Below are 19,385 nucleotides of genomic sequence, written 5' to 3' on the forward strand. Positions count from 1 at the left end.
CTCCATCAGGCGATCAGTTGTTCGAGCACGCGTCGGTACACGTTCTTCAGCGGATCGATGAAGCGCACTTCGATGTGCTCGTCGATCTTGTGGATGCTGCCGTTCGGCGGCCCGAACTCGATCACCTGCGGGCAGATGCGCGCGATGAAACGGCCGTCCGACGTGCCGCCCGTGGTCGACAGCTCGGTCGTGATGCCGGTCTCGGTGCGGATCGCGTTTTCCAGCGCGCCCGACAGCTCGCCGCGCGGCGTGAGGAACGGCAGGCCGCTCACCGACCACTTCAGCGTGTATTCGAGGCCGTGCTTGTCGAGGATCGCGTGCACGCGTGCCTGCAGGCCCTCGACCGTGCTCGCGGTCGAGAAGCGGAAGTTGAACAGCAGGTCGGCGTGGCCGGGGATCACGTTGGTCGCGCCGGTGCCGGCGTGCAGGTTCGATACCTGCCAGGTGGTCGGCGGGAAGTATTCGTTGCCTTCGTCCCATTGCTCGGCGGCGAGCTCGGCGAGCGCCGGCGCGAGCAGGTGGATCGGGTTCTTCGCGAGGTGCGGATAGGCGATGTGGCCCTGCACGCCCTTGACGACCAGTTCGCCCGACATCGAGCCGCGGCGGCCGTTCTTGACGACGTCGCCGAGTTCGTGGGTCGACGTCGGTTCGCCGACGATGCAGTAGTCCATGCGTTCGCCGCGCGCTTCGAGCAGCTCGACGACCTTCACGGTGCCATCGGTGGCGGGGCCTTCCTCGTCGCTCGTGATCAGGAACGCGATCGCGCCGCGGTGGCCGGGGTGTGCCGCGACGAATTCCTCGGACGCGACGACGAACGCCGCGAGCGACGTCTTCATGTCGGCCGCGCCGCGGCCGTACAGCTTGCCGTCCCGATGGGCGGGGATGAACGGCGGCGAGCTCCATTGCTCGAGCGGGCCGGTCGGTACGACGTCGGTGTGGCCCGCGAAGGCGAGCAGCTTGCCGTCGCGGCCGTCGGCGCCGCGCTTGACGGCCCACAGGTTGGTCACGCCGTGCGACGCGATGGTCTCGCATTCGAAGCCGAGTGCGGCGAGGCGCTCGGTCATGATCTGCTGGCAATGCTGGTCGTCGGGCGTCACGGACGCGCGGGCGATCAGCTGTTCGGTAAGGGCTAGGGTGGCGGACATGGTTCGGACCACTTTCGATAAAAAATGCCGGCGCGGTGGCCGGCAGCGACAAGACGTCGGGCTGCGCCGACAGGCGCAGCGCGGGCAGCCCTATGCGGCAAACAGCGCCGCGTATTGATCGGCCACGAAGCCGAGCGATTTCACGCGGCCGTTGACCACCAGCACGGGGCGCTTGATGACCGACGGCTTGTGGATCATCAGCGCGACCGCGCCGGTCTTCGTTTCGGCGGCCGCCTTCATTGCGTCGTCGAGGCCGCGCCACGTGGTGCCGCGCTTGTTGACGAGTGCGTCGAGCGACACGTCCTTCAGCCAGTCTTCGATCAGCGGCGCGCTGACGCCGAGCTTCTTGAAGTCGTGGAACTCGAATTCGACGCCGTGATCGTCGAGCCACACGCGGGCCTTCTTCACGGTGTCGCAGTTCGGAATGCCGTAGACGACCACGGTGTGCGGCTTCGCCATCAGTCGCCTCGCAGCAGCTCGTTCAGGCCGACCTTCGCGCGCGTCTTCGCGTCGACCTTCTTGACGATCACCGCGCAATACAGGCTGTGCGAGCCATCCTTCGACGGCAGGTTGCCGGCGACGACGACCGAACCGGCCGGGATGCGGCCGTAGCTGACTTCGCCCGTCTCGCGATCGTAGATCTTCGTGCTCTGGCCGAGGTACACGCCCATCGAGATCACCGAGTTTTCCTCGACGATCACGCCTTCGACGACTTCCGAGCGGGCGCCGATGAAGCAGTTGTCTTCGATGATGACCGGGTTCGCCTGCAGCGGCTCGAGCACGCCGCCGATGCCGACGCCGCCCGACAGGTGCACGTTCTTGCCGATCTGCGCGCACGAACCGACCGTTGCCCACGTGTCGACCATCGTGCCTTCGTCGACGTACGCGCCGATGTTGGTGTACGACGGCATCAGCACGACGTTCTTCGCGATGAACGAGCCGCGGCGCGCGATGGCCGGCGGGACGACGCGGAAGCCGCCTGCGGCGAAATCTTCGGCCGTGTAGTTCGCGAACTTCGACGGCACCTTGTCGTAGAACTGCGAGTAGCCGCCGGCGGGCATCGGCGCGTTGTCCTCCAGGCGGAACGACAGCAGCACGGCCTTCTTCAGCCACTGGTGCACGGTCCAGTTGCCGTCGATCTTCTCGGCAACGCGCAGCGCGCCTTTGTCGAGCTGCTCGATCGCGTGCGCGACGGCTTCGCGGACGTCGGCCGGTGCGGCCTTCGGCGACAGCTCGGCGCGGTTGTCCCAGGCGGTATCGATGATTTGCTGAAGTTGTTGCGACATGTTCGTTTTCGCAGGAGATTGGATGGAATTGATCGGATGGACGATTACCGCGCGAGAGACCGGCAGAAATCGACGATGCGTTGCGCGCCCTCGACGCATTCGGGGGTGCCCGCGACGAGCGCGATCCGGATGAAATCGCGGCCCGGATTCGTGCCGTGCGCATCGCGCGCGAGGTACGAGCCGGGCAGAACCGTCACATTATAGTCGGCGTACAGGCGGCGGGCGAACTCGGTGTCCGACAGGCCGGTGCGCGACACGTTGGCCCACAGGTAGAACGCCGCGTCGGGCAGTTTCACGTCGATCACGTCGGCGAGCATCGGCGTGACCGTGCTGAACTTCTGCAGGTACAGCGCGCGGTTCTCGCGCACGTGCGCCTCGTCGTTCCACGCGGCGATGCTCGCGTGCTGCCAGACCGGCGACAGCGCCGCGCCGTGGTACGTGCGATACAGCAGGAATTGCTTCAGCAGCGCGGCGTCGCCGGCGACGAAACCCGAGCGCATGCCCGGCACGTTCGAGCGTTTCGACAGGCTGGACAGCATCACGAGCCGCTCGAAGCCGCGGCCGAGGCGGTGCGCGGCCTCGAGGCCGCCGAGCGGCGGTGCCGCTTCGTCGAAATAGATTTCCGAATAGCACTCGTCGGACGCGATCACGAAACCGTGGCGGTCGGACAGCGCGAACAGCTCGCGCCAGTCGTCGAGCGTCAGCACGGCGCCCGTCGGGTTGCCCGGCGAGCACACGTACAGCAGCTGCGTGCGCGCCCAGACCGCGTCGGGCACCGACGCGTAGTCGCACGCGAAGTTGCGGGCCGGGTCGCTGTTCGCGAAATAGGGTTCGGCACCGGCCAGCAGCGCCGCGCCTTCGTAAATTTGATAGAAAGGATTCGGACAGAGTACGATCGCCTTCTCGCCCGTTTCGGACGGGCGTGCGTCGATCACCGTCTGGGCGAGCGAGAACAGCGCCTCGCGCGAACCCGACACGGGCAGCACCTGCGTGGCCGGATCGATGGCCGGCAGCCCGTAGCGGCGCTCGAGCCAGTGCGCGATCGACGTACGCAGCGCGTCCGAGCCGGCGGTGGCCGGGTACGACGCGAGACCGTCGAGCGCGGCCACCACGGCGTCGCGGATCAGCGCCGGGGTCGCATGTTTGGGCTCGCCGATGCCGAAGCTGATCGGTTTGAGGGCGCCGGAGGGCGTCACGTCCTTGAACAGGGCGCGCAGCTTTTCGAAGGGATAGGGCTGGAGCGAGTCGAGTCGAGGGTTCACGGGCGAAGCGGCCATCGCGGCCGGTTGGAGCGAAAGAAGCGGCGGGCGCGCCGCGCGGCTGCGAACGGGCGCCGCGGGCGCACGGGTCGCAACGGACGATTATAGCGTGACGGAACGCGGTCACGGCCTGCCGGAACGGCGGCCGGGCCGGTCGAATAAAGGGTATCGAACCAAATGAATAACGCGGTACGCGGCAGCCTGCCGACGCTGGCCATCCTGATCGGCGCATCGGTATGGGGCCTGATCTGGTATCCGCTGCGGATCCTTGCGTCGCTCGGCGTGACGGGCACGCTCGCGAGCGCGCTGACGAGCCTCGTCGCGTTCCTGTTCGTGATCGTCGCGCGGCACCGCACGATCGCGACGCTGCGCTGGCACTGGGTGCTGCCGGGCATCGCGGTGACGGCCGGCGTGACGAACCTCGGGTTCGTCTGGGGCACGATCCACGGCGAGGTGCTGCGCGTGATGCTGCTGTTCTACCTGACGCCGGCCTGGACCGCGATCTACGCACACTTCCTGCTGCGCGAGCGGCTGACTTGGGCCGGCGCCGGGCTCGCGGCGTTGTCGATCGGCGGCGCGATGCTGATGCTGTGGTCACCGGCGCTCGGCTTGCCGCTGCCGGCCAACCCGGCCGAATGGGCCGGTCTCGCGGCCGGGCTCAGTTTCGCGATGAGCAACGTGCTGGTAATCAAGGCGAGCCGCGAGCTGCCCGACATGCGCGCCGAAATGCGCACCGCGACGCTGTTCGGCGGCGCGGCCGTGTTCGGCGCGATCGCGTCGCTGTTCGAGGGGCTGCCGGCTGCGCCGGCGGGCGGCCAGCTCGGTGTCGCCGCGCTGATCATCGTCGCGATCGGCGTGACGATGGCGTCGAACAACCTGCTCGTGCAGTACGGGCTCGCGCGTGTGCCGGCGAACCGCGCGTCGATCATCATGCTGTTCGAGATCGTGATCACCGCGCTGTCGGCGTGGGTGTTCGCGAACGAGCTGCCGACCGCGCGCGAGTGGGCGGGCGGCGCATGCATCGTGCTGGCCACGCTGCTGTCGAGCCGGGTCCATCGTGCCGCGCCGGCACCGGACAAACCCGGCGACGGTCGGGACGGTGCACGCGCGATGGTATGATGGAAGCCGTTTGCGGGGCCCAACGCTGGATGCGCGCGGCCCCGCTTTTGAATTCCGGGGCGCGTCGCGCGCATGGGCCGTCCGGCCTCGCGCAGTGCGGCTCCGTCCGTTTCACACCTTCTTCACATCCGATACCGCCGTGCGTCTGAGCTCGATCAAACTCGCTGGCTTCAAATCCTTTGTCGATCCCACGCATTTCCAGGTTCCGGGCCAGCTTGTCGGCGTGGTGGGCCCGAACGGGTGCGGCAAGTCCAACATCATCGACGCCGTGCGCTGGGTGCTCGGCGAGTCGCGCGCTTCCGAGCTGCGCGGCGAGTCGATGCAGGACGTGATCTTCAACGGCTCGACCGCCCGCAAGCCCGGCAGCCGGGCCAGCGTCGAACTGATCTTCGACAACTCCGACGGCCGCGCGGCCGGGCAGTGGGGCCAGTACGGCGAAATCGCCGTGAAGCGCGTGCTCACGCGCGACGGCACGTCGAGTTACTACATCAACAACCTGCCGGCGCGCCGCCGCGACATCCAGGACATCTTCCTCGGCACGGGCCTCGGGCCGCGTGCGTACGCGATCATCGGGCAGGGCATGATCGCGCGGATCATCGAGGCGAAGCCGGAAGAGCTGCGCGTGTTCCTAGAGGAAGCCGCCGGCGTGTCGAAGTACAAGGAACGCCGCCGCGAAACCGAGAACCGCCTGCACGACACGCGCGAGAACCTGACGCGCGTCGAGGACATCGTCCGCGAACTCGGCGCGAACCTCGAAAAGCTCGAGGCGCAGGCGGTGGTCGCGACCAAGTACAAGGAACTCGTCGCCGACGGCGAGGAGAAGCAGCGCCTGCTGTGGCTGCTGCGCAAGAACGAGGCCGCCGGCGAGCAGCAGAAGCAGCAGCGCGCGATCGAACAGGCGCAGATCGACCTCGAGGCGCAGACGGCGAAGCTGCGCGAGGTCGAGGCGCAGCTCGAAACGCTGCGTGTCGCGCATTACTCGGCGAGCGACGCGATGCAGGGCGCGCAGGGTTCGCTCTACGAGGCGAATGCCGAGGTGAGCCGCCTCGAAGCCGAGATCAAGTTCATCGTCGAATCGCGCAATCGCGTGCAGGCGCAGATCGCCGCGCTGAATGCGCAGCGCGAGCAATGGCGCGCGCAGGCCGAGAAGGCGCAGGACGAGCTCGAGGAAGCCGAGGAAGCGCGCGCGATGGCCGACGAGAAGGCCGCGCTCGCCGAAGACAACGCCGCCGCGAAGCACGACGCGCTGCCGGCGCTCGAAGCGAAATGGCGCGATGCACAGGCGCAGCTCAACGACGAGCGCGCGCGGATCGCGCAGACCGAACAGTCGCTGAAACTCGAGGCCGCGCACCAGCGCAACGCCGACCAGCAGCTTCAGCAGCTTCAGCAGCGCCATGAGCGCCTGAAGAGCGAAGCGGGCGGGCTCGACGCGCCGGACGAGGCCCAGCTCGAGGAGCTGCGCATGCAGCTGGCCGAGCAGGAAGAGATCCTTGCCGAAGCGCAGGCGCGCCTCGCCGACGCGCAGGAAACGGTGCCGCGCCTCGATGGCGAACGCCGTGCCGCGCAGGAGCGCGTGCAGGCCGAGGCCGCGCAGATCCACCAGCTGGAGGCGCGTCTCGCCGCGTTGAAGCAACTGCAGGAAAACGTGCAGACCGAAGGCAAGGTGCAGCCGTGGCTCGACAAGCACGAGCTCGGTGCGCTGCCGCGCCTGTGGAAGAAGCTGCACGTCGAGGCCGGCTGGGAAGCGGCGCTCGAGGCCGTGCTGCGCGAGCGTCTCGCCGCGCTCGAAGTGTCGAATCTCGACTGGGTGAAGGCATTCGCGACCGATGCGCCGCCGGCGAAGCTCGCGTTCTATGCGCCGCCTGCGGCCGGCGAACCGCCCGCGGCCGTGGCGGGCCTGCGCCCGGTGCTGTCGCTCGTGCGCATCGACGATGCGGGCATCCGTGCGGTGCTGAACGACTGGCTCGGCAACGTGTATGTCGCCGACGACGTCGCACAGGCGCTCGCGACGCGCACGCAGCTGCCGGCAGGCGGTGCGTTCGTCGTCAAGGCCGGCCATGTCGTCACGCGCGTCGGCGTGCAGCTCTATGCCGCCGATTCGGAGCAGGCCGGGATGCTGGCCCGCCAGCAGGAAATCGAAAACCTGACGCGCCAGGTGCGTGCGCAGGCACTGCTCGCCGACGAGGCGCGCACGGCAGCCGTGCGGGCGGAAGCCGCGCACACGCAGGCCACGCAGGCGCTCGGCGACGTGCGCGCACAGGCTGAGCGTGCGACGCAACGCGTGCACGCGCTGCAGATGGACGTGCTGAAGCTCGCGCAGGCGCACGAACGTTACACGCAGCGCAGCACGCAGATCCGCGAGGAACTCGAGGAAATCGGCGCGCAGATCGAAGAGCAGCGCGCGATGCGCGCTGAATCGGAAGCGAATTTCGAGCGTTTCGACGGCGAACTCGCGGAGCTGCAGGCGCGCTTCGAGGACAACCAGCTCGCATTCGAAGCACTCGACGAATCGCTGACGCAGGCACGTCAGGAAGCGCGCGACCTGGAGCGCGGCGCGAACGACGCGCGCTTCGCAGCGCGCAACGCGGTCACGCGGATCGACGAACTCAAGCGCAGCATCCAGGTCGCGCACGAGCAGAGCGAACGTGTTGCCGGATCGCTGGAAGACGCACGCGCCGAACTCGAGACGATCAACGAGCAGACCGCGCACACGGGCCTGCAGGACGCGCTCGAAGTGCGTGCGGTGAAGGAAGAGGCGCTGCAGGCCGCGCGGATCGAACTCGACGACCTGACCGCGAAGCTGCGCGCGTCGGACGAGCAGCGGCTCGTCGCCGAGCGTTCGCTGCAGCCGCTGCGCGACCGCATCACCGAGCTGCAGTTGAAGGAGCAGGCCGCGCGCCTGGCGGTCGAGCAGTTCGCCGAGCAACTGACCGCGGCCGAGGTCGACGAGGAGGCGCTGCGCGAGAAGCTCACGCCGGATCTGAAGCCGTCGTACCTGCAAGGCGAGGTCACGCGCCTGAACAACGCGATCAACGCGCTCGGCCCGGTGAACATGGCCGCGCTCGACGAGCTGAAGGCCGCGAGCGAGCGCAAGGTGTTCCTCGATGCGCAGTCGGCCGACCTGATCGACGCGATCACGACGCTCGAGGACGCGATCCACAAGATCGACCAGGAAACCCGTACGCTGCTGCAAGGCACTTTCGACGAGGTCAACCGTCACTTCAGCGACCTGTTCCCGCGCCTGTTCGGCGGCGGCCAGGCGAAGCTGATCATGACGGGCGACGAGATCCTCGATGCCGGCGTGCAGGTGATGGCGCAGCCGCCGGGCAAGAAGAACGCGACGATTCACCTGCTGTCGGGCGGCGAGAAGGCGCTGACCGCGACCGCACTGGTGTTCGCGATGTTCCAGCTCAATCCGGCGCCGTTCTGTCTGCTCGACGAGGTCGACGCGCCGCTCGACGACGCGAACACCGAGCGTTTCGCGAATCTCGTGCGCGCGATGTCCGACAAGACGCAGTTCCTGTTCATCTCGCACAACAAGATCGCGATGGAGATGGCGCAGCAGCTGATCGGCGTGACGATGCAGGAGCAGGGCGTGTCGCGGATCGTCGCGGTGGACATGGAAACCGCCGCGGGTTTTGCCCGGAATTGACGTTTGACGAAACCGGACCGCGTTCGCGCGGCGCATGGGCGCCCGTTCGCGGTTCCGACGAACAAGAATTGCTGATGGAGCGTGCATGGACGAGTTGACACTCGGTTTGATCGGCGCGGGCGCCGTCGTGGTGGGCGGCGTCGTGGTCTACAACGCATGGCAGGGCGCGAAGGTGCGGCGCAGGATGCCGCGCCCGATGCCGGAGGAAGCGGCCGAGGCGATGAACCGCCCCGAGCGCGACGAAGAGTTGCCGTTCATCGAGCCGGTGCGTCAGCCGGTGCGGCGCGAGCCTGCGGTGCCGGCTGCGACTGCTGCTGCGGCCACCGCGTCGGCGGAAGTCGCGCGCGTCGAGCCGACCTTCGGCGGTGCGGCGCCTGCCGACATGCCGGCCGACCTGCAGGCCGAGGCGACCGGTGTCGAGCCGTCGGCAGAGCCGGCCGAGCCGGTCGACGCGGTTGCCGGAGAAGACACCGTGCCGGCCGCCGCGCACGACACGCACGCTGAAGCGGCCGAGCCGGTCGAACCCGTGCTGCCGGCCGCGACGACGATCTCGTCGGCACCGCCGGCGATCGTCGACCGCCGGATCGACTGCATCGTGCCGATCCGGCTCAACGGTTTGCTGCCGGGCGACAAGATCCTGCCGGCCGCGCAGCGGCTGCGCCGCGCGGGCAGCAAGCCCGTGCATATCGAAGGCAAGCCCGAAGGCGGCCAGTGGGAGCTGCTGCAGAACGGCGTGCGCTACGAGGAACTGCGCGCAGCCGCGCAGCTCGCGAACCGCAGCGGTGCGCTGAACGAGCTCGAGTTCTCCGAATTCGTGACAGGTGTCCAGCAGTTCGCCGACGCGATCGACGGCGCGCCGGAATTCCCGGACATGATGGAAACGGTCGCGATGGCGCGCGAGCTCGACGCGTTTGCCGCGCAGTGCGACGCGCAACTGTCGATCAACGTGATGTCGGACGGCGCGCCGTGGTCGGCGAACTACGTGCAGGCGGTCGCGTCGCAGGACGGGCTGCTGCTGTCGCGGGACGGCACGCGTTTCGTGAAGCTCGACGCGAAGCAGAACCCGGTGTTCATGCTGCAGTTCGGCGACACGAACTTCCTGCGTGACGACCTCACGTACAAGGGCGGCAACATGATCACGCTGGTGCTCGACGTGCCGGTCGCCGAAGAGGACATCCTGCCGTTCCGGCTGATGTGCGACTACGCGAAGTCGCTGTCCGAACGGATCGGTGCGCGGGTCGTCGACGATTCGCGCCGGCCGCTGCCGGAATCGACGCTCGTCGCGATCGACCAGCAACTGATGAAGCTGTACGCGAAGCTCGAGGAAGCCGGCATCCCGGCCGGTTCGCCGGTCACGCGCCGCCTCTTCAGCCAGTAACGCGAACGCACGGGCGGCGGGCTTCGGCGCCGCCGTTCGTCGCTGCGGCGCACACCTCGCTGTTTGCGCTGCAGCACGCGCATCGGGCGCGTTTTGCGCGCCCCGCCACGGCGGCAAACTGAGATAATCGGGCATCCGATTTTCTCAGAACGAATCTGCCGCCAGCATGGCCCGAACCCAAGCCGAACCGCCAGCCAGCCAGCCCGACGCGCGCGCCGCGTGGCTGCGCGACCAACTCGAGCGGGCGAACTACGCCTACTACGTGCTCGATCAGCCGGATCTGCCCGACGCCGAGTACGACCGACTGTTTCGCGAACTGCAGCAGCTCGAAACCGATCATCCCGAACTCGTGACGCCCGATTCGCCGACGCAGCGCGTAGGCGGCGAGGCGGCCGGCGGCTTCACGCCGGTCGTCCACGACGCGCCGATGCTGTCGCTGAACAACGGTTTTACCGACGAGGACATCGTCGCGTTCGACAAGCGCGTCGCCGATGCGCTCGACAAGGCGACCGATCTCGCCGGTTCGGTGACGGAGCCGGTCGACTACGCGTGCGAACTGAAGTTCGACGGTCTCGCGATCTCGCTGCGTTACGAGCAGGGCGTATTCGTGCAGGCGTCGACGCGCGGCGACGGCACGACCGGCGAGGACGTGACCGAGAACGTGCGCACGATCCGCTCGATTCCGCTGAAGCTGAAGGGCAAGAACGTGCCGGCCGTACTCGACGTGCGCGGCGAGGTGCTGATGTTCAAGCGCGATTTCGCACGCCTGAACGAACGCCAGCGCGCGGCCGAGCAGCGCGAATTCGCGAACCCGCGCAACGCGGCGGCCGGCAGCCTGCGCCAGCTCGACTCGAAGATCACCGCGCAGCGTCCGCTGTCGTTCTTCGCGTACGGGATCGGCGTGCTCGACGGGATGCCGATGCCCGATACGCACAGCGCGCTGCTCGACTGGTACGAGTCGCTCGGCCTGCCCGTGAACCGCGAGCGCGCGGTCGTGCAGGGCGCCCAGGGTTTGCTCGACTTCTTCCGCAAGATCGGCGAGAAGCGCGAGTCGCTGCCCTACGACATCGACGGTGTCGTCTACAAGGTCAACCGGCGTGACGAGCAGGAGCGCCTCGGCTTCGTGTCGCGTGCGCCGCGCTTTGCGCTCGCTCACAAGTTCCCCGCGCAGGAAGCGCTGACGAAGCTCGTCGCGATCGACGTGCAGGTCGGGCGCACCGGTGCGATCACACCGGTCGCGCGCCTCGAGCCGGTGTTCGTCGGCGGTGCGACGGTGACCAACGCGACGCTGCACAACGAGGACGAGGTGCGCCGCAAGGACATCCGGATCGGCGATACCGTGATCGTGCGCCGCGCCGGCGACGTGATCCCCGAAGTGGTCGGTGCGCTGCTCGACCGGCGTCCGGCCGATGCGGCCGAATTCGTGATGCCGACCGAATGCCCGGTGTGCGGCTCGAAGATCGAGCGCCTGCCGGACGAGGCGATCGCGCGCTGCACGGGCGGCCTGTTCTGTCCGGCGCAGCGCAAGCAGGCGCTGTGGCACTTCGCGCAGCGCCGCGCACTCGACATCGACGGTCTCGGCGAGAAGATCATCGACCAGCTCGTCGAGCTGAATCTCGTGCGCACGCCGGCCGACCTGTTCAATCTCGGCTTTGCGACGCTCGCCGAGCTCGACCGGTTTGCCGAGAAGTCCGCACAGAACCTGCTCGACTCGCTCGAGAAGGCGAAGCACACGACGCTCGCGCGCTTCATCTACGGGCTCGGTATCCGTCACGTGGGCGAATCGACCGCGAAGGATCTCGCGAAGCATTTCGGCTCGCTCACGCCGATCATGGACGCGTCGATCGAAGAGCTGCTCGAAGTCAACGACGTCGGGCCGATCGTCGCTGAGTCGCTCCACCAGTTTTTCGCGGAAGAGCACAACCGGACCGTGATCGAGCAGTTGCGCGCGCCGGGCAAGGTGACGTGGCCGGAAGGGCCGCCCGCGCCGAAGGCGCCGCAGGGCGTGCTGGCCGGCAAGACCGTCGTGCTGACGGGCACGCTGCCGACGCTCACGCGCGATGCCGCGAAGGAAATGCTCGAAGCGGCGGGCGCGAAAGTGGCCGGTTCGGTATCGAAGAAGACGGATTACGTGGTCGCGGGCGCCGAAGCCGGCAGCAAGCTCGCGAAGGCCGAGGAACTCGGCATCCCCGTGCTGGACGAAGACGGCCTGCACCAACTCCTGGAGGGCAATACGCCATGATTCGCGAGATCCTGAAGATGGGCGATCCGCGCCTGCTCGAAGTCGCCAAGCCGGTCGAGCGGTTCGATACACCCGAGCTGCACGAGATCGTCGCGGACATGTTCGAGACGATGCACCATGCGAACGGCGCCGGCCTGGCCGCGCCGCAGATCGGCGTCGGGCTGCAGATCATCATCTTCGGCTTCGGCAACAACAACCGCTACCCGGAAGCGCCGCCGGTGCCGGAGACCGTGCTGATCAACCCGAAGGTCGAGTACCTGCCGCCGGACATGGAAGAGGGCTGGGAAGGCTGCCTGTCGGTGCCGGGCATGCGCGGCGTCGTCAGCCGCTACGCGAAGGTGCGCTACAGCGGCTTCGACCAGTTCGGCGAGAAGATCGATCGTGTCGCCGAGGGATTCCACGCACGCGTCGTCCAGCACGAATACGATCACCTGATCGGCAAGCTGTATCCGATGCGGATCACCGATTTCACGCGCTTCGGCTTCACGGAGGTGCTGTTCCCGGGGCTCGATCCGGCTTCCGACGACTGATTCCTCTGCTTTCCCGGTTTCTCGCAGACAAGAAAAAGCCCGCTTGCGCGGGCTTTTTCATTGCATGGCCACGGGTGGCGCGCCGGCGGTCAGAACGTCTCGTCGGCCGACAGATAGCGCCATTGCCCTTGCGGCAGTGCGCCGAGCATTACGCGGCCCATCCGGACGCGTTTCAGGCCGATCACGTCGAGGCCCACCAGTTCGCACATGCGGCGGATCTGGCGCTTCTTGCCTTCGCGCAGCACGAAGCGCAACTGCTCGCCGTTCTGCCAGCTCACCATCGCGGGCTTCAGCGCGACGCCGTCGAGCTCGAGGCCGTGGCGCAGCTTCGCGAGCGATTCCGCCGGGAAGTGCTGGTCGATGTCGATCAGCCGTTCGCCGAAGCGCACGCGCACCAGGTACTCCTTGTCGATATCCGACTGCTCGCCGATCAGCTGCTTCGCGATCACGCCGTTCTGCGTCAGCACGAGCAGGCCGGTCGAATCGATGTCCAGGCGGCCGGCCGGTGCGAGCGCGTGCAGGTGCTGCGGCGAGAAGCGTACAGGCGAATGGTCGCCGCTCCAGCGGTTCGCGCGCGTGATCAGCACGGCTGCCGGCTCGTAGCCGTCTTCCGCCTGGCCCGACACATAACCGACGGGCTTGTGCAGCAGGATCGTCACTTGCGCGGCCTGCGCGGCGCTCGCGCGCTCGTCGATCTCGATCTTCTGGTCGGCGCGGACCTTGGTGCCGAGCGTGTCGATGCGTTCGCCGTCGACGAGTACCCAACCCTTTTCGATCCATTCGTCGGCTTCGCGGCGCGAGCACATGCCGAGCTCGGACATCCGCTTCGACAGGCGCATCAGGCCCGTTTCGTCGCCGTAGTCGACGTCGGCCGCCGCGCGCTTGACCGGTTGCGCGGTCTTGACCGCACCGAACGAGCGGCGTTCGCCGTCGCGTGCGGGGCGAGCCGGGCGGTCGCCGAAGCTGCGCTTTGCGCCTTCGCCGGTTGCATTGTCGCGATAGGACGGGCGTTTGCCCTCGTCGGCGCCTGCGCGACGCGGACGTGCGTCGTCATCACGACGCGGCGGACGATCGGACGACGTGCGGCGGTCGCCGAAGCTGCGCTTTGCGCCTTCGCCGGTTGCCTTGTCGCGATAGGACGGGCGTTTGTCGTCGTCGGCGCCTGCGCGGCGCGGACGTGCATCGTCATCACGACGCGGCGGACGATCGGACGACGTGCGTCGATCGCCGAAGCTGCGCTTTGCGCCTTCGCCGGATGCCTTGTCGCGATAGGACGGGCGTTTGTCGTCGTCGCCACCTGCGCGGCGCGGACGGGCATCGTCATCGCGGCGCGGCGGACGGTCGGACGACGGGCGGCGGTCGCCGAAGCTGCGCTTTGCGCCTTCACCGGCTGCCTTGTCGCGATAGGACGAGCGTTTGTCGTCGTCGCCACCTGCGCGGCGCGGACGGGCATCGTCATCACGGCGCGGCGGACGATCGGACGACGTGCGACGGTCGCCGAAGCTGCGCTTCGCGCCTTCGCCGGATGCATTGTCGCGGTACGGCGCGCGCGCGCCGCCTTCACCACCCGCGCGACGCGGACGTGCGTCGTCATCACGGCGCGGCGGACGATCGGACGACGTGCGTCGATCGCCGAAGCTGCGCTTTGCACCTTCACCGGCTGCCTTGTCGCGATAGGACGGGCGTTTGTCGTTGTCGCCACCTGCGCGACGCGGACGTGCGTCGTCATCACGGCGCGGCGGTCGATCGGACGACGTGCGTCGATCGCCGAAGCTACGCTTCGCCCCTTCGCCGGCCGCGTTGTCGCGATACGGCGCGCGCGTGCCGCGTTCGGCACCGCCGTCACGCGGCGCACGCTTGGCCGGTGCGCGATCCGCGCCCGGGCGCTCGGCGCCTGCCGCGCCGCGCGGCTTGAACGAGCGTTCGCCGGCGGCGGCCGGGGACGCCTTCTTCGGGCGGGCCGGCTTGTCCCCTGCGGGCGGCGCAGCGGGACGCACCGCCTTGCGGGCGACGAGGCTGCCGGAGCGGACAGGGGCGCGGGTCGGCGACGCCGGCTTCGGATTCTTGACGGTTAGTTTGGTGCGCATAAACGCTGGAATTCATTCAGACTGCGATCGCACGCAGCAACTCGGTTTCAAGCTGGATCTGCAGGCGGTTGTCGGACAGGCCGGCACCCGCGAGCAGGAAGATGTCCTCGACGCGTTCGCCGAGCGTATTGATCCGCGCCGCATGGACGCCGATCCGATGCTCGGCGAGTACGCGCGCGATCGAATAGAGAAGGCCCGGCCGGTCGTTGGCCGACACGGACAGGATGTAGTACTGGCCGCGCTCGTCGGCCCGCAGGTCGACGCGCGGCGTGATCGGAAACGTCCGGGACAGCCTCGACAGGCGGCCCTTGGACGGCTCCGGCAGCGATGCGGTTTCGGTGAGCCGCGACGCGAGCTGTTGTTCGACGAGATTCGCGATGTCGCGGTAGCGCACGTCGCGTTCGGTCTGCGTGACGATGAAGTTGTCGAGCGCGTAGCCGTGCCGCGTCGTGCTGACGCGCGCGTCGAGCACCGACAGCCCGTTGCGGTCGAAATACGCGCAGATGCCCGCGAACAGGTCGGGCCGATCCTTCACGTACACGAGCACCTGAAGCGCATCGCCGATCGGCGACGGCCGCGCGCGGACGATCGCGGTTTCGGCGTTCACGTGCCGGTACAGCACGCGTGTCTGCCACGCGATGTCGGCTGCGTCGTGACGCAGGAAGAAGCCGACGTCGAGCTGGTCCCACAGTGCGCGATGGGCGTCGTCGGGCACGGTCTCGAGGCGCAGCAGCGCGAGCGCCTGCTCCTGCCGCGACTTCAGCTCCGAATGCGCGTCGGGGTTGGCCCCGCCGAGCACCGCGAGCGTGATGCGGTACAGGTCCTCGAGCAGCTTGCCTTTCCACGTGTTCCACACCTTCGGGCTCGTGCCGCGGATATCGGCGACGGTCAGCAGGTACAGCGCGGTGAGGTAGCGTTCGTTGCCGACGACTTCGGCAAAGCGCTTGATGACTTCGGGGTCGCTCGTGTCCTGCTTCTGCGCGACCTGGCTCATCGTCAGGTGATGCTGGACGAGCCACACGATCAGCGACGCGTCGTCGCCGGCGATGCCGTGCTCGCGGCAGAAGCGCCGCGCATCGGCCATCCCGAGCGTCGAGTGATCGCCGCCGCGGCCTTTCGCGATGTCGTGGAACAGCGCGGCGACATACAGCACCCACGGGCGCTCGAAGTTGCCGATCAACTGGCTGCAGAACGGATATTCGTGCGCGTGCTCGGCCACCGCGAAGCGGCGGATGTTGCGCAACACCATCAGGATGTGCTGGTCGACCGTGTACACGTGGTAGAGGTCGTGCTGCATCTGGCCTACGATGCGGCGGAAGTTCAGCAGATAGCGGCCGAGCACACTCGTCTGGTTCATCAGCCGGAACGCGTGCGTGATCCCTTCGGGCTGCTGCAGGATCCGCATGAACGTGTCGCGGTTCTGCGGATCGCGGCGCCACGCGTTGTTCATGATCTCGCGCGAGTTGTACAGCGCGCGCAGCGTGCGGGCGGACAGGCCCTTCACGCCGCGGGTCGTCTCGTACAGCAGGAACGCTTCGAGGATCGCGTCGGGATGGCGCTCGAACACGCCGTCGTCGACGATCTCGAGCATCCCCTGTTTCTCGACGAAGCGGTCGGGCGACAGCACGCGCGTGATGCCGCTCGTCGCGGGAAAGAGCTGCGCCTCGATGTTCTGGATCAGGATCGTCGCGAGCTGCGTGACGGCTTTCGCGGCCCAGTAATAGCGGCGCATCAGCTGCTCGCTCGCGCGCTTGGTCTGCGTCGGCTGGTAGCCGAAGCTCTCGGCCGCCTGCGTCTGCAGGTCGAACACGAGCATGTCCTGGCGGCGGCCGGCGATCACGTGCAGCCGCGCGCGCAGCGTCTTCAGGAAACCTTCGTTGCGGCGCAGCTCGCGCGCTTCGCGATCGGTGATGAGTCCGCGCGTGTCGAGTTCGCGCCAGCTGCTGCCGAAGCCCGCCGCGCGCGCGATCCACAGGATCGTCTGCAGGTCGCGCAGCCCGCCGGGGCTTTCCTTCACGTTCGGCTCGAGGCTGTACGGCGTGTCCTGGAACTTCGCGTGGCGCTGGCGCATCTCGAGCACCTTCGCGGTGAAGAACGCGCGGGCGTCGAGCGCCTCGTGGTAGCGCACCGTGAAGCGCTCGAACAGCGCGGTGCTGCCGACGATGCGCCGCGCTTCCAGCAGGGATGTTTGCACCGTGACGTCCTGCGACGCCTCCTCGATGCACTGCGCGACCGTGCGCACGCTGCTGCCGATCTCGAGGCCGAGATCCCACGCCATCCCGATGAAGCGCTCGATGCGCGCGTCGAGCGCCGGGTCGTGCGCATCGGGCAGCAGCACGAGGATGTCGACGTCGGAATAGGGCGCGAGCTCGCCGCGCCCGTAGCCGCCGACGGCGACGAGTGCGAGCGTCGCGGGCAGCCCGCAGTCGTCCCACACGCGCTTGAGCGCATCGTCGGTGAGTTTCGACAGCGCATGCATCAGGGACGCGACGTTCGTCGCGCGGCGAAAGCGCTCGAGCATCTCCGTCTTGGCGGCCTTGAATTCGGCGCGCCGCGACAGCGCGTCGGGCGAGGGGGCGGCGTGAGCGCTCATGGGCAGCCGGTCAGGTGCGGGTGGTGCGGGTAGGGCGGGCTGGCGCGAGAGCGCTCAGACCGCGGCGGCCGGTTGCGCGAACACGGGGCGCGCCGGCGTGCCGGCCGACACGGTCAGCACCTCGTAGCCGGTTTCGGTGACGAGCACCGTGTGCTCCCACTGCGCCGACAGGCTGCGGTCGCGCGTCTTGACGGTCCACTGGTCGGGCATCGTGCGGATGTCGCGCTTGCCGGCGTTGATCATCGGCTCGATCGTGAAGATCATCCCGGCCTTCAGTTCGATGCCGGTGCCCGGGCGGCCGTAGTGGACGACCTGCGGATCCTCGTGGAACACCGTGCCGATGCCGTGGCCGCAGTATTCGCGCACGACGCTGTAGCCTTGCGCTTCCGCGTGCTTCTGGATCGCGTAGCCGATGTCGCCGAGGTGCGCGCCGGGCTTGACCTGGTCGATGCCGAGCCACATGCACTCGTAGGTGGTCTGCACGAGGCGCTTCGCGAGGATCGAGCCCTCGCCGACGATGAACATCCGGCTGGTGTCGCCGAAGTAGCCGTTCTTGATCACGGTGATGTCGATGTTCAGCGCGTCGCCGTTCTTGATCACCTTCTCGCCGGGAATGCCGTGGCAGATCACGTCGTTGACCGAAATGCAGGTGGCCTTCGGGTACGGCGGGTAGCCGGGCGGCTGGTAGTTCAGCGGTGCCGGGATCGTGCCCTGTTCGTTGAGCATGAACTCGTGGCAGAGGCGGTCGAGTTCGGCGGTCGTGATGCCGGCGACGACGTGCGGCGTGATGAAGTCGAGCACTTCGCTCGCGAGACGGCAGGCGACGCGCATCTCGGCGATATCGTGTTCGTTTTTGAGCGTAATAGCCATCGAGGTATGCCTGGAATGCGGTGAATTGACGGATTATCGCACCTTCTGGCAGGCGTCGCAGCCCCTGCCGGCGGTGCGGATGCGGGTTTTCGCGGATTGTCCGGCCGGCTGCCGCGCGGCAAGCGAAAGTGGTGAGCGACTTGAGAGCGGACAAATCGGCGTGCTATACTCTTTGGCTAAGTCGACATCCAAATGCCGTAGTGCCCCGTTGCGGGGCGGCATCGCGGTGAAAGGCTTACGGCACGGGCGTTTTGCACGTGCCGAATCGCAAGCCGGCGCAACCAGGGTGCCGGCCGCGCGGAATTCGTGCCTTTCGGGGCAGGTTCGTGCGGCGGTACGGCGGCCGGCTTAAGACCCAACCCTCGTGGAGAATTTACATGGCAGTTACGATGCGCCAAATGCTGGAAGCGGGTGTCCACTTCGGTCACCAGACGCGCTTCTGGAACCCGAAGATGGCTCCGTTCATTTTCGGTCACCGCAACAAGATTCACATCATCAACCTCGAAAAGACGCTGCCGATGTTCACGGACGCACAGAAGTACGTGCGCCAGCTGGCAGCGAACCGCGGCACGATCCTGTTCGTCGGCACGAAGCGTCAATCGCGTGACACGATCGCCCAGGAAGCGCAGCGCGCAGGCATGCCGTACGTCAACGCACGCTGGCTCGGCGGCATGATGACCAACTTCAAGACGCTGAAGGTATCGATCAAGCGCCTGAAGGACATGGAAGCGGCAGTCGAGGCAGGCGAGCTCGAGAAGATGAGCAAGAAGGAAGCGCTGCTGTTCGAACGCGAAATCGCGAAGCTGCAGAAGTCGATCGGCGGCGTGAAGGACATGGGCGGCATTCCGGACGCAATCTTCGTCGTCGACGTCGGCTACCACAAGATTGCCGTCACGGAAGCGAACAAGCTGGGCGTGCCGGTCATCGCCGTGGTCGATACGAACCACTCGCCGGAAGGTGTGGATTACGTGATCCCGGGTAACGACGACTCGAGCAAGGCGGTCGCGCTGTACGCCGAAGGCGTGGCCGACGCGATCCTCGAAGGCCGTGCGAACGCGGTCAACGAAGTGGTCCAGGCTGCACGCGGCGACGACGAGTACGTCGAGGAAAACGCGTAACTGGCCCCGAGCCGGCGCAAAAAGGGGGCTCTCAACAGGCCCCCTTTTTTTAAGCTTGTGCGCCGGACCTGATCGCGCCGAATCGGCGCGGGTCCGGAAACGATTT

Annotated in this window: 13 protein-coding genes; 6 read left to right on the forward strand and 7 right to left on the reverse strand. The window is 67.6% G+C overall.

The genetic code is table 11. From position 1 onward, the window contains the following. Positions 1-5: 5 nt before the first annotated feature. The 4 genes from dapE to dapC form a co-directional block, all read right to left on the reverse strand. On the reverse strand, positions 6-1,145 hold the full coding sequence (dapE, locus tag L810_RS14755; RefSeq protein WP_042974803.1) for a succinyl-diaminopimelate desuccinylase: 1,140 nt from the start codon (positions 1,143-1,145) through the stop codon (positions 6-8). Between the two features lie 90 nt (positions 1,146-1,235). Next, positions 1,236-1,604 (reverse strand): ArsC family reductase, encoded by a 369-nt coding sequence (locus L810_RS14760; protein ID WP_006478478.1) that lies wholly within the window; start codon positions 1,602-1,604, stop codon positions 1,236-1,238. Then, the gene (gene dapD, locus L810_RS14765) at positions 1,604-2,431 is read right to left on the reverse strand and encodes a 2,3,4,5-tetrahydropyridine-2,6-dicarboxylate N-succinyltransferase (RefSeq protein WP_014896723.1); all 828 of its coding nucleotides are present in this window, start codon (positions 2,429-2,431) and stop codon (positions 1,604-1,606) included. Before dapD ends, L810_RS14760 begins: the two co-directional genes overlap by 1 nt. Positions 2,432-2,475: 44 nt before the next feature. Then, positions 2,476-3,708 carry a succinyldiaminopimelate transaminase gene (gene dapC / locus L810_RS14770; RefSeq protein ID WP_021159094.1) on the reverse strand — a complete coding sequence of 411 codons (1,233 nt, stop codon included), beginning with the start codon at positions 3,706-3,708 and terminating at the stop codon, positions 2,476-2,478. Between the two features lie 159 nt (positions 3,709-3,867). Between dapC and L810_RS14775 the strand changes: the two genes are divergently transcribed. From L810_RS14775 to def, 5 genes are all read left to right on the forward strand, one after another. Further along, complete coding sequence (locus L810_RS14775; protein WP_021159095.1) at positions 3,868-4,809, forward strand: DMT family transporter; 942 nt, start codon at positions 3,868-3,870, stop codon at positions 4,807-4,809. Between the two features lie 139 nt (positions 4,810-4,948). Then, complete coding sequence (gene smc / locus L810_RS14780; protein WP_021159096.1) at positions 4,949-8,461, forward strand: chromosome segregation protein SMC; 3,513 nt, start codon at positions 4,949-4,951, stop codon at positions 8,459-8,461. 85 nt (positions 8,462-8,546) lie between these two features. Continuing rightward, positions 8,547-9,839, forward strand: coding sequence for a cell division protein ZipA C-terminal FtsZ-binding domain-containing protein (locus L810_RS14785; RefSeq protein ID WP_021159097.1), 1,293 nt, complete (start codon positions 8,547-8,549; stop codon positions 9,837-9,839). Positions 9,840-10,005: 166 nt separating this feature from the next. Further along, positions 10,006-12,081, forward strand: coding sequence for an NAD-dependent DNA ligase LigA (gene ligA, locus L810_RS14790; RefSeq protein ID WP_021159099.1), 2,076 nt, complete (start codon positions 10,006-10,008; stop codon positions 12,079-12,081). Further along, on the forward strand, positions 12,078-12,611 hold the full coding sequence (gene def / locus L810_RS14795; protein WP_021159100.1) for a peptide deformylase: 534 nt from the start codon (positions 12,078-12,080) through the stop codon (positions 12,609-12,611). The genes ligA and def overlap by 4 nt, the downstream gene beginning before the upstream one ends. A gap of 89 nt (positions 12,612-12,700) precedes the next feature. On the opposite strand, the gene L810_RS45180 is transcribed toward def, so the two are convergent. The 3 genes from L810_RS45180 to map are packed head-to-tail and all read right to left on the reverse strand — an operon-like array spanning position 12,701 to position 18,161. Beyond that, on the reverse strand, positions 12,701-14,698 hold the full coding sequence (locus tag L810_RS45180; protein WP_021159101.1) for a pseudouridine synthase: 1,998 nt from the start codon (positions 14,696-14,698) through the stop codon (positions 12,701-12,703). Between the two features lie 16 nt (positions 14,699-14,714). Then, positions 14,715-17,291 (reverse strand): [protein-PII] uridylyltransferase, encoded by a 2,577-nt coding sequence (locus L810_RS14805; protein WP_021159102.1) that lies wholly within the window; start codon positions 17,289-17,291, stop codon positions 14,715-14,717. 54 nt (positions 17,292-17,345) lie between these two features. Next, entirely contained in the window at positions 17,346-18,161 is an 816-nt protein-coding gene (map, locus tag L810_RS14810; protein ID WP_021159103.1) for a type I methionyl aminopeptidase, read from the reverse strand. A 377-nt stretch (positions 18,162-18,538) separates the two neighbouring features. On the opposite strand from map, the gene rpsB reads away from it, so the two are divergent. Next, positions 18,539-19,279, forward strand: a complete 741-nt coding sequence (gene rpsB / locus L810_RS14815) for a 30S ribosomal protein S2 (RefSeq protein ID WP_006483818.1) — start codon at positions 18,539-18,541, stop codon at positions 19,277-19,279. Positions 19,280-19,385 lie beyond the last annotated feature (106 nt).

The sequence above is a fragment of the Burkholderia sp. AU4i genome, assembly GCF_000466765.1.
GTDB lineage: Bacteria > Pseudomonadota > Gammaproteobacteria > Burkholderiales > Burkholderiaceae > Burkholderia > Burkholderia cepacia.